The 14,725-nt window shown below is 67.0% G+C and carries 9 protein-coding genes and 1 pseudogene; 2 read left to right on the plus strand and 8 right to left on the minus strand.

Features of this window, described 5'->3' with window-relative positions:
• Positions 1-4: 4 nt before the first annotated feature.
• The 3 genes from LDL48_RS26195 to LDL48_RS26205 all read right to left on the minus strand — a co-directional run bounded on the left by LDL48_RS26195 (position 5) and on the right by LDL48_RS26205 (position 8,022).
• Entirely contained in the window at positions 5-2,476 is a 2,472-nt protein-coding gene (locus tag LDL48_RS26195; protein ID WP_225257879.1) for a LamG-like jellyroll fold domain-containing protein, read from the minus strand.
• 982 nt (positions 2,477-3,458) lie between these two features.
• Complete coding sequence (locus LDL48_RS26200) at positions 3,459-7,685, minus strand: nSTAND1 domain-containing NTPase (RefSeq protein ID WP_225257880.1); 4,227 nt, start codon at positions 7,683-7,685, stop codon at positions 3,459-3,461.
• Entirely contained in the window at positions 7,675-8,022 is a 348-nt protein-coding gene (locus LDL48_RS26205; RefSeq protein ID WP_225257881.1) for a CU044_2847 family protein, read from the minus strand. The genes LDL48_RS26200 and LDL48_RS26205 overlap by 11 nt, the downstream gene beginning before the upstream one ends.
• A 406-nt stretch (positions 8,023-8,428) precedes the next feature.
• On the opposite strand from LDL48_RS26205, the gene LDL48_RS26210 reads away from it, so the two are divergent.
• Complete coding sequence (locus LDL48_RS26210) at positions 8,429-8,752, plus strand: hypothetical protein (RefSeq protein ID WP_225257882.1); 324 nt, start codon at positions 8,429-8,431, stop codon at positions 8,750-8,752.
• A 278-nt stretch (positions 8,753-9,030) separates the two neighbouring features.
• Here the strand turns inward: LDL48_RS26210 and LDL48_RS26215 are convergent, their stop codons facing one another.
• The 5 genes and pseudogenes from LDL48_RS26215 to LDL48_RS26235 all read right to left on the minus strand — a co-directional run bounded on the left by LDL48_RS26215 (position 9,031) and on the right by LDL48_RS26235 (position 14,100).
• On the minus strand, positions 9,031-11,610 hold the full coding sequence (locus tag LDL48_RS26215; RefSeq protein WP_225257883.1) for an AAA family ATPase: 2,580 nt from the start codon (positions 11,608-11,610) through the stop codon (positions 9,031-9,033).
• Positions 11,611-11,627: 17 nt separating this feature from the next.
• A complete protein-coding gene (locus LDL48_RS26220; RefSeq protein ID WP_225257884.1) occupies positions 11,628-12,227 on the minus strand; it encodes a hypothetical protein in 600 nt (199 codons plus the stop codon).
• Entirely contained in the window at positions 12,224-12,583 is a 360-nt protein-coding gene (locus tag LDL48_RS26225; protein ID WP_225257885.1) for a hypothetical protein, read from the minus strand. Before LDL48_RS26225 ends, LDL48_RS26220 begins: the two co-directional genes overlap by 4 nt.
• 51 nt (positions 12,584-12,634) lie before the next feature.
• Positions 12,635-13,404, minus strand: a pseudogene (locus tag LDL48_RS26230) (IS5 family transposase); the annotation flags it as partial.
• Between the two features lie 390 nt (positions 13,405-13,794).
• A complete protein-coding gene (locus LDL48_RS26235; protein ID WP_225257886.1) occupies positions 13,795-14,100 on the minus strand; it encodes a hypothetical protein in 306 nt (101 codons plus the stop codon).
• A gap of 231 nt (positions 14,101-14,331) precedes the next feature.
• Here LDL48_RS26235 and LDL48_RS44665 point away from each other — a divergent pair, with 231 nt between their 5' ends.
• Positions 14,332-14,709: a DUF6283 family protein gene (locus LDL48_RS44665; protein WP_225257887.1), complete on the plus strand. Its 378-nt coding sequence runs from the start codon at positions 14,332-14,334 to the stop codon at positions 14,707-14,709.
• Positions 14,710-14,725 lie beyond the last annotated feature (16 nt).

Raw genomic sequence — 14,725 nt, forward strand, 5'->3', positions numbered from 1 at the left:
AACCTCATCCCGTCGCCCGCAGCCGCAACAACGTCGTCGACGAGTCCTCCTCACCCTCTCCGACCGGCGTACTGCCGTCCGGATCGACGACCACTGACAACTTCCTGCCGTCCTCGGACTCCAGGTCCGCCGTCACACGGTGCCCGGCACCGGAACGCAGCCCATCACCACGAATCTCGTAAACGGCCGGCACTTCCAGCTCCAGAACCCCAGTCGGGGCGGACACCCGGAAGCAAAACCTCCCTCTGCCGTTCACTCCCACCAATGCGGTGGTGCTCACCCGCAGCAATCCGATGTCCCCCTCGACCGGTGTGGCGCAGTCGACCATGCGAATGCGGCCGTCGCCGGCGATCAACCGAATCCCAAGCGTGGCCAGGAACTTCGCCTCACCGGGATACGAGAAGTCCTCTAGCGCGAATACGGGGGCGGGTTCGGAAGCGACCTGGCGCACAGGCACCGCCGCAGCGGCGACCTGGCGCTGGTACAGGTCGCGTACCTCGACGGAGGTCAGGACGCCTTGCACGGTGTGTACCTCATCAACGCTGCCCGACCACCGGTAATCGTCCGCGCCCTTCCACCGGCCGCCGCCGATGACGAACCGGCTGGTAGCCGGCCACACCGTCGCCACGCTCGCCGCTCCGGCAGCCTCGCCGTTGACGTACAAGATGATGCGCTGGCCCGCCGCGTCGTACACCCCGGTCAGGTGCGCCCAGACGCCGACGACCGGGCCGATCGCGGCGACGATCTGCACCAACGACCCGCCGGAGTCGGAATCGGCAGTATGCAGCCAGAAGGTCCATCGGTTGGCGGTGTTCTTGCCAAGTCCAAACATGCTCGTCCGGGTGCCGTCCTGCGACACGGCGTTAGTGTTGGTGGCGGTCAGCCGGTCGGCCCGCACCCACGCGGACACCGAGTACGACTGATCGGTGCGTACCGCGGCCGGGCCGGTCAGGACCTGATCGACGCCGCCAAACGAGGCAGCCCGGCGCAGGCGCCCGTCGGTGTACAGCACCCGGCCGACCGAGGTGAGGTGCCGGTCGTAGCCGGAGGAGTCCGGTGCCCGATCCTGCATCGCCCACCGACCGGTCGCGGCATTGGCCATCGACGGCATCTGGCCGCGAGTCAACGCCCTGTTCCAGGCCTTCACCTCGGCAATGTCACCGGCCCAGAAGTAGGCGTTCGCACCCACCCACCGGCCGCGGCCGATCGCAAACGCCCCGCCCGCGGTCCACGGCGCGACCGACATGGTGGCCGTCGCGGCGAGCGCGCCGTCGACGTAGAGCGCCAAGCTGCGGTCCGCCACGGTGAACACGCCGGCGAGGTGCGTCCAGACGCCGACCTTCGGGCCCGTGGCCGCCGCGGCCTGCGCCAAGGCACCACCGCCGTCCGTATCGGCCGAGTGCGTCCAGAAGACCCACTTGTTGGCGGTGTTCTTACCCAGCCCGAACATGCTCGTGCGGGCGCCATCGACGGACACAACATTGGAATTCACCGCACTCAGCACCGTCGGCCGCACCCAGGCCGACACGGTGTAGTCACCGGCCGTGTCGACCACCGGGTCTACCGTCGCCGCACCGTCGTTGACACCGTCGAACCGCACCGCAGTCTCACCACCGGGAATGCGCCCGCTCTGCCCCAACGCCGCCCCGGACACCGACGCCGGGTGCGCGGGCCCGGCCACCGTACTGTCGCCCAGAGTGGTTCCCGACATCTCGCTCATGTCCCACCGGCCCACCGGCTCGCCCGTCACGACGCTCTGCCGGACCCAGTCGCCGAGGTCGTCCACCCGGATCGCGGTCGCTTCCCGCTCCGGCTCCGTCTCATCCAGACACCCACCCGGCCACGACGTGTTGATGACGCCGGTCAGCAGCGGCCCGTCCGCGGCCTCCTGTAACGCCGGCCCACCGGCGTCACCGCGGCACACACCGACGGCGTCGCCACCGACGGTCAACTCCGCCTCGGACACCTCTCGGACCGTGAACTCGGCGCTGTGCGCCGCCGCGGGCAGCCAGTCCTGCTGGGTACGCCCGTAACCGGCCACACGGACCGTCGAGTCCACCGCGGCCGGCGCACTCGCCAGGGCCACCGGTGTGACGCCGCGCACCGGCGCCGCCAGCCGCGCCAACAGCACGCCCCGCGTCGCGTGCGGCACCACCTGCACCACCGACCGCACCTGACCGCCCGCGCTCGGCAAGTCGCCCCGACCCAGCGACGCGGTCACCGGCACCACCGGGCGGCCGGCAGCAGCGGCACCGGCACCGGTCTCCAGGCACGCAGCCGCCGTCAGCACCCACTCAGCCGCGACCAGGGCACCACTGCACGCCTGCACGCCGTCGCCGACGTCCAACTTGGCGACGAACGAATACCGTTCGGCCGGTGCCGCCTGTCCACCCGCGACGGCAAACGCCGGCGCGCTCGAAGCAACAACCACTGCGGCGACCGCCCCCGCTCCGACAGAGAGCAGGCGGACGCGCAAGGACCTTGTCAACGTGATCCCCCGTGTCAGTCGACGCACCACCCGACGGCACGCACGTAACTGAGTGACTACCAAGCGCATCGATGTGCGTCAAGGCCCCATGACGTCAACGCCTGATCGGGCAGCGAACGACATCACGCCGTCCCAATGACCGACAGCGTTCGTCGAGGGTGGACTGCGACGTGATGGACATTCGACCGACTGACACGCATTCCCTGCACCGTCTGACGGCCGCCGGGGGACTCGTACGAGGCCAGCGGGCCATCCTCGGCCCGGCACATCCGCAACCGCTGCGTTCCCAACTCGGTCTGACCATCGCGCTCGAGATGACCGGCGACTCCGCTGGCGGACAGGCGCAACTGCGCCTCGTGCGACAAGCCGCGTCCAAGAACGTCGGGCGACTCACGCAGACCTTCGGTCAACCATTTGCTGCCTTGTTGCTCAACCCCCTCCCCACCGCGTTGTGGAAGCGCCTCGCGGCCCCACCACAACCGCCGGAGGACTGCTTGCTGACTCCGCGCTCCGGGGAGAAACCAATGGCCTCGACCGCGTGGCCTGCAGGTAAAGCTGTTCTCGGTAAGGGCTGTGGCCGATCACGACTTCCAGCACCCGGGTTCGTGCTGCCATGGGATCGTGGGCCAGTGCGTCAGCCGGCCGGATATGTGCGTCGAAGGGTTCGCTGGCGGACGGCTTCGCGGTCGGGCTCGGCCGATCCGTAGTCGTCGCCGCCGGCGCGCGGTCCGCGGTGGCAGCCGACGGCGAGGTGCGGACGGCGATGAGGCCGAGGGCGCTCGCCATCACCGTTGATGTCAGCCTGACATCTGTCCAGAGCGCCGCCCAACAGGACCCCCCAACCCGAAAAGTGTCTAGATCTAGCGGCCGGGTGTGATCCGGATTCGGTGGACCGGCGGGACTGGAGACGCCGGCAGGTGGAGCGCCGACGCGCATTGCGCAGGGCGGCCGCCGGCGCGTGACGACTGGACTAGCAGGTCTGGCGGTACGGAAGGCCAGGAATGTAGTGTGCCCATTCGGACCTGTCGAGTCCTCGGCCCGCCATCGCACACGCCTTCGCGCGCGGATCGGCAGCTAGGGCCATGATCTCGCCAACGTCCCAGGTGAACACCTCGAAGCTCGGGCTACCGGACACGACGGTTTTCTCGCCGGGTCCGAAGAACACCGAAGAAACGGCGTTTGTATGCCCTCGCAGGATCGCCAGTCGCTTCGGATCTTCGGGGTGGTACAGATCCCAGACGGTCACGTTCTGGTCTTCTCCTCCGGTTAGGAGCACGCGGCCGTCAGCACTGAACGACGCCGACCCAACCCCGGGGTCCGTGCTTGGCACGGCACCGATCCGGCGCACATCGCCGAGATCCCGCACGTCCCAGAGATAGCTCGTTTCCTTTCCGCCGGTGAACAGTCTCGTACCCGTGCGATCGAAAACGAACGGCATTGCGGCGTCGGACAGTGCACCTGTCAGCCGGCGCGGGCGGGTCGGTTCGCTGATGTCCCAGAACACCGCCGCATCCGATTCCGCTTCTGCGTTGTACATGGTGGAGGCGGCAAGCCGCGCGTCCGGGCTGACCATGGCGATCGCGAGCGGGCTACCGTCTGTCTGGAGTTCGGATAGCCGTGCGGGTCGGGCCGGATTGCTCAGATCCCAGATCGTGATGCTGGCAACGAAATTACCCTCTTCGGAAGCGCTCGCATCGACGGCCGTGATGACCGCCATCCGTGCGTCGTCGCTCACGCTGACGTAAGTTGGCCCGTCCATGCCTGTACCGAAGGCGCCTAGACGCACGGGGCGGGCCGGATTAGTAACCTCCCACACTGTCGCTTGGCCGCGCGATCCGGTTAGCACGATACTTTGTGTCGCGGCCGCCGCGAAACTGTCGATGTCCTGCGGTGCAACGCTTAGCCGGCCTACCCGTCGCGGTGCTCGAGGATCGGTCAAGTTCCACAACAAGGCTTCGCCTTTTCTCCGGCCCCCGGCGAGGAGCAGCTTCCGGTCCGGTCCGATCGGCACCACCTCGTTGATGCCGCCGTCGGAACTACCCGGGATTCGTGCCGCCTGAGGTATCGCGGCGGGCGGGCGAAGATCCCAGATCGTGACGCGGCTCCCGTCGCTGGTCGCCGCCAGCCGGCCGTCGGTGCTCACCGCCGCGCCGGAATCAGAACGGCCGAACGTCGCGGTACGGCTCGGATGTTGGGGATCGCGAAGGTCCCAAAGACTGTTGGGCTGCCCCGGGCTGGCCATCACCGCAGTGTCGCCGCTGGGTGTCACCGCTACGGACGCACCGCCCAGGTCCTGAGTTTCGTAGGTCGTCTTCAGCTCGCCGTACCGCTGCGGTTTACCGGGGTTGCTCAGGTCATAGACCACGCCGCTCCCTGCGGTCACCATCTTCCCGTTCCGAGCGACCGTCAGCGTCATATCGAACGGGTCGGGCTCGTCGAGCCGCCCGAGCCGTCGAGGCCGCTGCAGATCGGTGACCTCCCAGACGTTGAAACCGCCAGCCTGTACAACCGCGAGCTTGCCGTCGTCGCTCAGGCCGTAGTTTGGCGACTGCACACCCGGTGACCTCAGGCGACCGGCCCGGCGGGGGTGCCGAGCATCGGTCAGATTCCACAGTTGGAGATCATTGACCGAGTCACCGGCCGTCAGAGCGACCGTGCCGGAGCTGTCAAGAATCGCCCGTCCCGCCGAACCAGCCAGCCGGGCAACCCTGGTGGCCCGATACCGTGGCCCGTCCAGCCGCCACACCTCGGTGCGGTCGTTCATACCGAGCAGCATTATCTTATGGTTGGCGCTGAATTCGGCCGACCAGATGCGCTGGGCCGAGGTGAAGGTGCTCAGCGGGTGTGGCCGGCTCGGGTCGGTCAGGTCCCAAAAGGTGGCCGTCGCATCCTCGGTTCCGACCAGCACTACTGGGCGATCAGGCACGAACGCGATTGCGTCTGCCTCTGAGGTGATCCCGGGAAGGGCCGCCGCGAAACGATTGTCGATCACCGTGTCGAGCAGACCGACGCGGGTCTCGCGGGTCGGGGTGATCGCGTAAGCGGCCGCGGCGAGCCGAAGCGCGGTTGCCGGCTCGGGCTCACGAAGCAAGGCCGACTCGAACACGAGTCCGCGCGCCGTTGCAACCTGCTGCTGCTCGGCGGCTCGGCGGGACTCCCGGATGGCAATCCCTGCCGTACCGGTGGCCAGCACCAGCAGGCCGACCAGCGTCATGACGACCAGCCGCCGCACCCGGTTCCGCCTGCGTAGAGAGGCTCCTTCCGCCTCGATTCGGCGCTGCTCGGCCGCGGTGCTGCGCACGACGAGCTCCGCCAGATGCCATGTCTCGGACGGACGTTCGGCGACCATCACGACCGCCTGCTGCAGGACGGCGCCCCGAAGCAGGAAGTCGTCGCCATGCTCGGTCCAGTCGCGCTTACGAAGCTCGGTGTGGTCCAGCCAGGTGAGGAACCCAGCGTCGTCGGCACGCCAGGCCACCAAGCACGGCCACTCGCGCAGCAGGATCTCGTGCGCGATCTCGGCCGCCTCCGCACCGGTGGCGGAGTCCCGGAGCAACGTGACCAGCCGGCAGGAGGCATCGGCCAGCTTGTTCACCACGGCCCAGTCCGCCTCTGACAGCTCGGTGCGCAGCACCGGCCGGCCGACACCAGCCAGGTCGGTGCGGGTGAATCTGCAGAAGACGTGCTTCGCGCGTAGCCGCTCGTCTTCGGTGAGCCGGGCGAGGCACTCGTCAGCATGCAGAATCAGACCGCGTCGCAGACCACCCATGTCAACGTACGATTCGAGCGTGAGCTCCTCGTTTCGCTGGGCCCATAGCTGACGCAGCGTGAACTGGACCAGTGGCAAGTCGCCGGCCTGGCCGGCGAAGTCCTTGACGATCTGAGCGACCAGCCGATCGTCGAGCCGGATCTTCTTCCGGGAGTTCGCAAGCTCGGCCGGGCCTACGATCGCGGATCGCAGTTCCGTCTCATTCATCTGCCGCAACGGACGCGCGTTCCGCTGCAGGTAGCCGCCGAGTCGGGTTTCCAAGGTGACGAAACGGCCATAGAAGTCGTCGCGTACCCCGAGCGCGATCACTGCGGCCTGGTCGCGCTCTGCCTCAACAAGATCACCGATCATGCCGATGAAAAGTTCGAGCTCCCGTTCATCGTGGCGGTGCGACAAAGCTTGCTCGAGCTGGTCCACAACCAGCACAGCGCGCTCGTGTCCGGTGAGCACAGCGAGTTCCGCCAACGCGCCTGCTAAGCCCAAGGTGGCCAGGCTCCTCCGCCAGCGGTCAGTGTCAGCGTGACCCGATACCCGGCCCATCGCGGCCGCGATCGCCGTCACGACCCGGTCACCTGGGCGGACGAACAGCTCGACCTGAGAGGCCGTCCGTCGGAGCCCGGCGACGAGGCCGGCGGCCAGCACCGACGACTTTCCGCTGCCGGAGGCACCCATGATCGCCAGCAGCGGTCGTTTTTCCGCGTCGGCGAGCAGAGTGCCGACGAAGGTTTCCCGGCCGAAGAAGCGTTCGGCATCACCCACCTCGAAGGAACGCAGACCTGGATACGGCGACGCTGGCGGGCGATAGAGCTGGTCCGGCCACATGTCGACGGCGACATCGGCACGGACCACATAGACATCGGTTCCGTCCCCACCGGCCGCGTGCAGGATGCCTGCCACCTCACCCGTGCCGATCAGCCAGACCGGTCCTCCGCTGAACCCGGCACCGACCGCGAACGCGCCTCTGATCACTTGATCGACCTGGATCCGACCCTTGTCGATGTCTCCCATCAGTTCGCCACCGACATGCCCCGGAGCATGTCGGTCAGGCGACGGGCCCCACATCTGTACGGCCGCTCGCGGTGGCGGATCGTCGAGAACGAGGGCCAGTGGCGGCGTGCCGACGGGCTTGGGCTGCTTCAGGACGAGGCCGGCGCAGTCGTGCGTGAGGAGGTCGGCCCCTCCCGCCGGGCCCCATGCCGCGACTGCCGCCCGGCAGACCGGCATTTCCTCGCCGACACCGCCGAACGGGAACTCGATCAGGAGATAGGCGTCCCGGTCTGGTTCCTCAGTTGTGCGCTGCGGTCGCCCCAGCGCGGCGTTGACTACATGCGCGGCCGTCAGCAATTGCCGCTCTCCGACCACGAAGGCAAGGCCTACCGGCTTCTGATCTCTCCCGAGCACCCGTGCAACGGAATGCTCAGGTGTCATCGCCCGGACGATCCCAATTCATGGTCACCTTCAAGGTCGCCTCGGCGGTGCCTTTGGTGAGAATTACTCCGGTCTCTCCGCCCAGTTTCACGCCGATCTCCACGGCCACTCGGTCAGGCGAATTCTCATGCTCACGCACCTTCGAAATGATCGTTCCAACAGCGGGCAGCAAGCGATTAATCGACGTCGAAAGCGAATGGGCAGCACGGAAAGTACGACGACCATCACTAGACGTAAGCTCGACATCGTCCGCGCCCACATCTCGCGATTCGACCTCGATCTCGATCTCAACCTCACCATCTTCTTCGATCGGCACCCGAAGCAGGACCGTGGCCATCGAGAACTCCTCATCGGACAATCGAATCGGTCAACATCACAGCAAACGAGAAAGGCTTATGAGTCGTTGGCGCCGTGCACCAGGGGTGTCGGGGCCCGTGCGCCAACACCCCGAGGTCCCAAGCCCGCTGAACCCGCCGTGCCTTGCTTTGCCGCCATTCAGCACCGACGCCTGGCGTAATGTCAAGGCCTTTCACTCGAATGATGTAAAACTTTCTCGCATGCCAGCAGCAATTTGCGATGCGACACGTTGCGGAAAGGATTTCTCGACTCGGCGAGAATTGCTCGCACATGCCATACTCGCTTAAACGTCCGACTTGTGAGCGAGAGGTTAAGGTTCCTGGTGCGCAAGATCGCTATCACTTTGGCGGCATCGGCACTTCTCGCCACCGATTGAGGCGGGTTCGGTGGGCGTCGGGTCTGTCGTTTTGGCGGGTCGCCGCGGTGCATGTTGCTGCCCGACGGGGCATGCACGGCAGCCGCCGGTCGAGGCGGCGGATTATGGTGTTGATCGCAGCCCAACGGATGAACGCCACCAGCCGCTGAAATTCAGCCTCACCGAGGCCGGCAATCTCGCCGTGAACTGGATCTACCTGATCGACCGGATCAGCGCCACCGTCGCGGTGGGTAGTCACCGGCCTTCCGGCGCCGTCAGCGGACCGGGCATTCGCCAAATGCGCCGTGTTGCCGCGGCGGAGTGGACGGGCCTGCATTTTACGGGCGACACCTGATCGCCGGCGCAGTTTTTGACCAGGTCCAGGTCACCGTCGGCCCAAACCAGCACGTACGCATCGGAGTAGACCTGGGTGTCCAGGCGCTTATGAAACACGCCTTAGACCGTCCCGGGCGGGATCTCGCCGGTACAGCATGGGAGCCCGCCTCCATCCAGACGCGCAGAGAAGTACGGACATCCCGTGCAGACGCCCTCGAAAATCGACAGGCGGCGACGGATCCGGTCCAGGTCTATCGGAAACGGTCGTCTGCGATGGAGGAGCGCGTCTTGATCTCCTCATGCCCGTTCTGCCCAGTAGGCCAGGTTGCCGCGGGCCTTGAGCGTTTCCAAGCTTTCCGCACCGAATACGCGTTGTAGGACGGGTAGCAGATCGGCGAGCTGATCACGGGCTCCCGCCGGGTCGCCGGAGCGTCCGATCCATCTGGCTAGATCGGACCTGGCAATCAGGGTGGCGCGATGACCGACGCCGAAGACGCGTTGCAGGACGGGCAACAGTTCGGCGAGCTGGTCACGGGCTGCTGCCGGGTTCCCCGCCCATCCAGTCCAGTAGGCCAGGTGCACACGGGTCTTCACCGTCTCTGGGTGTTCGGGACCGAGAACCTCGCCGAATCGCGGTACGAGCTCAGTCAACTGATCGCGGGCGGCGACCGGGTCACCGATCCGGCCGGTCCAGTAGGCGAGATCGGATCGAACCTGGAGGGTCTCGCGGTGCGAAGGGCCGAGCGCATCTCGCATGATCGATATTAGGCTGCTGAGCTGGTTGTGTGCGCTCGCTGGGTCGCCGGCCTTGCCGGTCCAACGGATCGTTTGGGCCTCGTGTACCAGAGTGGTGTGGCTCTTCCTTCCGAAGACCTCCCGCCTTAGCGGGACTAGGGCAAGGTGCAGGTCACGGGCTCCTGCGGCGTCACCTGCCTCGCCGACGAATCTCGCGTGGGTGCTTCTTATGCCGATCAGCTCATAGTCGGTCTTCTTCAACACCCGTTCGGCGGTACGGAGCAGCGCGATGAGGGAGTCGCGTGCCGCTACGACGTCGCCGGCTTCGCCGGTGAACCACGCCAAGTTCGACCGATAGAGCAGAGTCTCTGGGTGTTCGGGGCCGAGGACGTGTTCTGCGATGGGAATCAGTGCAGCGTACTGATCTCGAGCGGAGACGATATCGCCAGCTCCTCCGGTAAAAGACGCCAGGTCAGCGCTGGCGGTGACGATCACAGCCGGGTGGCTATCGCTGAGAGTCCGGGTCGCAATGGATCGGATCATCTCGGCTTGCTCGACCGCTGCGGGATGCTGACCGAGGGCCGCCACGTAGCGGCTGACCTCGCTCGCTATTTCCGCTACAACGGCGATCGTCTCCCGGTCTTCCGGACCGGGTGATTCTGCGGCGCGAGCCAGCACCTGGATCGGATGCGGTGAGATGAGACGGTAGAAGGGCCAGTTCGCGGTATCGAACTGGTTCTCATGTTCTTTCACCGCGCGTTCGAGCAGGCGGGCTGCGAGTGCTAGGGCGGCCCGGGTCTGCCCGGTCCTGGTGAGGTGGTACAGGCTCGCATCGCGGACCAACGGGTGCAGGCGCCATGTCGGCGGTGTCTGCGTTTCGGGTTCAGCAGGGTTGACGTCGAGTAGGCCGAGCCTGATCAGACCATCGCGGCTCTCGTCGAGACGTCTGGGGTTCAGCCCGGGGAAGAGCTCGGATCCTGCCATGACAGCAGCGTCGAGGAGATTTTGAAAAGGGATGGGCGCGTCGGCGAACACCGACAGCAAGCGTAGGAGGTTCCGCGCATCAGGAAGGCTTCTGCCGCGTTCGAGGTAGGTGAGCGACAGTTCCCAGGTCTGGGCGATGACTTCGCGCGCCTGCCTGTCGGCCAGGTGATGTCGTGTGTCGGGGAACACGGCGTAGGTGCCAGCGGAGTCGAGCGCGGCGTGGAAGCCGGCGAAGGTCTTGACCTGACCGGGCAGCAGATCCTCGTCCTTGGTCTGACCTAAATAGTGGCCGGCGAGGCGAAGAGCAAGCGGGAGTCCGCCGAGCCTGTCTGCGAGTGCGCGGGCCTCCTCGTGAGTCCCGGGGGTGGTGCCGGCGAGGTCGAGCAGGACCTGCGCGCTGTCCGAGGTCGACAGCATGCCGACGTGCTGTAGCTCGCACCACGTCCCCCACTCGTCGCTGTCGCTGTCCCGGCTGGTCACGATGATCGCGCCGTGTGAGATGTTGACAGGGCGGATCCAGCCCTGCTTCTGGCTGACGGTCTGTCCCTCGGGGACCAGCATGGTGGGGTCGTCGGCGTTGTCGACGATCAGCAGCCACGATTTTGAGTACGCCGCGATGAGACGCCAGAGCACGTCGGGTCCCCGATTCCAGCCCTCGGCCAGCTCGTAAGCCGTCGCGTTAAGCCTTTCGGCGACCTGCCGCATACCGGCGTTGAGCTCTGTTGGGCCGGCGGCGGAGACGAACCAGACAACTACACCTTCGGCTTCGAGGATCTGCCCGACGTGCCGGGCGATGGTGGTCTTGCCCGCGCCACCCATGCCATGCAGGACCCGAACTCTCTTCGTGTTCGTGGCGTGCCGGTCGAACAACCCGATGAGCTCAGCGATCAGGGTGTCGCGGCCGCGGATCTGCTCGCCGTCGGCGAGGCCGGGGACCTCCAGCGAAATTCGCGGCCACAGGCTCGGGGCATGCCCGGCACCATGGCCGGTCAGCGGGCCTCGGTACTTCCAAGCCAGGTATAGCGCCGCGATCCCGGACGTGCCACCGATGACGCTGAATACCTTGTCCATGCCGTTCAACAGATTCGCCTCGGCGAAAAACCAGGCCGACAGGAACGAGACCGTGGTGGTGAGCACCAACGCGACGAGCGCCAGCACGGTACGGCCCCGCGCGTTCATACGCCGCCAGCCGGCGCATGCGGGACCGGGACTGGTATCGCTGATGGTCCGCTGCCCTGGTCGTAGTCGAGGCGTTTGTCCAGGTCGAGTTCGAACCTGCCGTGCAGCGCCACGTTGGACCAGAACACCGGGGTCAACCCGCGCAGATCGTGGTCGGTGAGCCGGCTTGGCGGATGCAACTTCACCAGCTGCTCCTGGTCGGCGTCGACCACCGTCCACGACGCGATCAGATCATCGAGGTCCCACTCACGGCGCACCGCAACACTTTGGCAGACAGCGACGTGCGCCGATAAGCCCCGTCCGGGCACGACCACTACTTCGTTACCGCGTCGACGGCGCAGCGCGACGCGCTGCGCCGTCGAACGCCGCAGGCCCTGGCCGGGTGGCAGCACCGCCACATCCACCAGCAGATCCGCAACCGCGCCCACGAGCTGGACCCCACTCACCCGGTGCTGAACCCCGACTTGATGTCCCTGTACCCGGACAGCCGCCAGCCCCCGCGCGAGGACCTCGGCCGGCTGCGCACCTTCGCCTGGATCGAGGCGAACGCAGTTGTAGGCGGCGGCGTCACACGGTGGAACGACTTCGACCATCACCGACCCGACACGTTGCCGTGGATCGTCCAGCACGTGCTCAACGCCGCCGACCCCCTGCAGGCCGCGTTCTCCACGCCCAAGCCGACGACACACACAAATGGGCCGACCTCGAACACATCCCCGGGCCGGCCGGGCCGATCTACCGGGTGGTGTCCGCCGGGCGGCACCGCACCCACGCCATGCGCATCCTCGGCGTGCCGTTGATGGTCGCCGAAATCGGCGTCAGCGCGCTGCCCGTGCTCGTTGAGCAGTCCGAACTCCACGAACCCGGGTACCCCGACTACCCCGCCGAGGCGATCTGGCGTGGCCTCATCGGCCGCGGGCTGCTCGACGGCGACATCGTGCGCGGGTACCACGGCCCGGCACTGCAGCCATACCGGGTGGCCGCGCCGTGGCTGCTACTCAGCTCGGTGGCGCTTGAGTCGGTTGATGCCGCATTCCACGGCGTGGCGTTGTTGGTAGATCTGCGGGGGAAGGCCGGTGGCCGGCCGCCCTTCGACCCGAGCTTGCGCCGGTTGGCGTCCTGGTCAGCCTTGCTGGGGATGGTCGCCTTGATCCCGCGTCGGCGCAGGTAGCGCCGGTTCACCCGCGACGTGTACGCCTTGTCGGCCAACGCCCGGTCCGGCCTGGTGCGTGGCCGCCCGACCGGGCGGGGCACCCGGATGCCCTCCATCACCGCAATGAACTGCGGGCTGTCACCTCGCTGCCCGCCCGTCAGCACGATCGACAGCGGCTTCTGCCTTTGCTCGCAGCTCAGATGCAGTTTCGTGGTCTGCCCGCCCTGCGATCGACCCAACGCATGATCAGCACGCTCGACCGTCACACCGCCCGGTGGTTCAGCCTGCAGATCCCCCTTTACGCGCACCGCTGCATGCTGATGCGCCCGCGCCACGGTTGAGTCGACCGACACGTCCCACACGATCCGGCCGGCCGCATCGGTTATCGCCTGCAACGCGGTCAGGATCCATGCCCAGGTCCCGTCACGCTGCCACCGTCGGAACAACGCATACGCCGCCGCCCACGATCCATAGCAGTCCGGGATGTCCCGCCATGGCGTTCCCGCCCGGACCCGCCACCGGATCCCGTCGATGAGCTGCCGTTTCGTCCAGGTCGGCGGACGACCCGGTCGACGGGGCCCGGGCAGCAACACGGCACCCGCCTGGCGTACGAAGGCCAGGTCAGGGTCGTCGCCGCCGGATACGGGGGCGAGGATGACGTGCCAGAGCAGGCCGGCGAAGCGGTCACCGCGATGGACCGGCGCGTCACCACCGGCGTGGTCACCCTGCCGCGCCGCAGGGTGCACGTACCGGATCCCGTCGACCACGAACAGCGAGGGCCACCACTGGCTCAGGCATCCCGGGTCGGAGTGTGGTTCCGCCGTGCGCCGGGTGCTGCACCAGGTGACCACTCCGTTCTCCTACCTGCGCATGATGGAAGATGGACTGGAAGCGGCAGGCCGCGATGCTCGAAGGCGCCGCCGTGCGCCTCGAACACCACCCGCGGCCAGGCCTAACCTCAGCCACCATCGGCACCAGCAGCCGAACCGCCGGTTTCACATTGACCACCGTCACCGCCCCGTCCGCCGAGGCGAACAGGAAGCCAGCAACAGCCGCTCCAGCTCCAACCGGCTCTCGTAGACCACATGATCAGCGACCGTCGCCGCCCAGTAGCAGCCCGGCAGATACGGCTGCCCGCGATGCGACCGCCACCGCCGCCACGGCACTGACCCTGCGAAACGCGCCAGCCGCAACTGCTCGACCGGCACCACCACAACCCCGGAATCCGAGCGAATCTGCACCTGCGCCCGAAACACGGCCGCGACCGTTCCGCCCGGCACGCCGGGCACCCGCTGCGAGGCCAATCCGGCAGCCATCCACCCATGGCAATCCCACCACCCGCCCACGGCAGCCACGACACACCGACACCATCAGGCGACAACCAGCAGAACCACACATACGGGCGACACCACCCTCCCCGCCAGCCCGGCCCGGCCGCGCAGAAAGGCGCCGCCACAACAGCCACGAGCCGGGGTAACATCTGCCCGGCACGTCAGCACTTCGCGGGCCGTCACGGAAACGTCGAAGCGAATGAGAAAGGCGCACGAGTGAGCGAAGATAAACAACTTTCGCGACGCCATTTCCCGTGCGACGAATGCCCTATACGCGCCGATAACTGCGACAACCCCAAGGCCAAATTCCCGGCCGACCGGTGGGACGAGCTGAGCGTGACCGTCCGCGATCCGGAAACCCGGCACGAACCGCCCATCGGTGAAATCCTTTTCGGCTGCCACAAAGGCGCACCCAGCAGCAACGCAGACCTCGCCTGCGCCGGCTGGCTCGCCCAGTTCGGCACCGACCACCTTGGAGTACGCCTCGCCGTCGTCGACCGCCGCCTGCCGCCAGACGCCCTGGCACCTGGCTCCAACTGGCCGCCACTGCACCAGACCTGGGACGACGTCGTACGCGCCCAAACCACCGAGTGAACCCGGCGACACAATC

Origin of the sequence: Jidongwangia harbinensis (genome assembly GCF_020216025.1) — a bacterium.
Lineage (GTDB): Bacteria > Actinomycetota > Actinomycetes > Mycobacteriales > Micromonosporaceae > Actinoplanes > Actinoplanes harbinensis.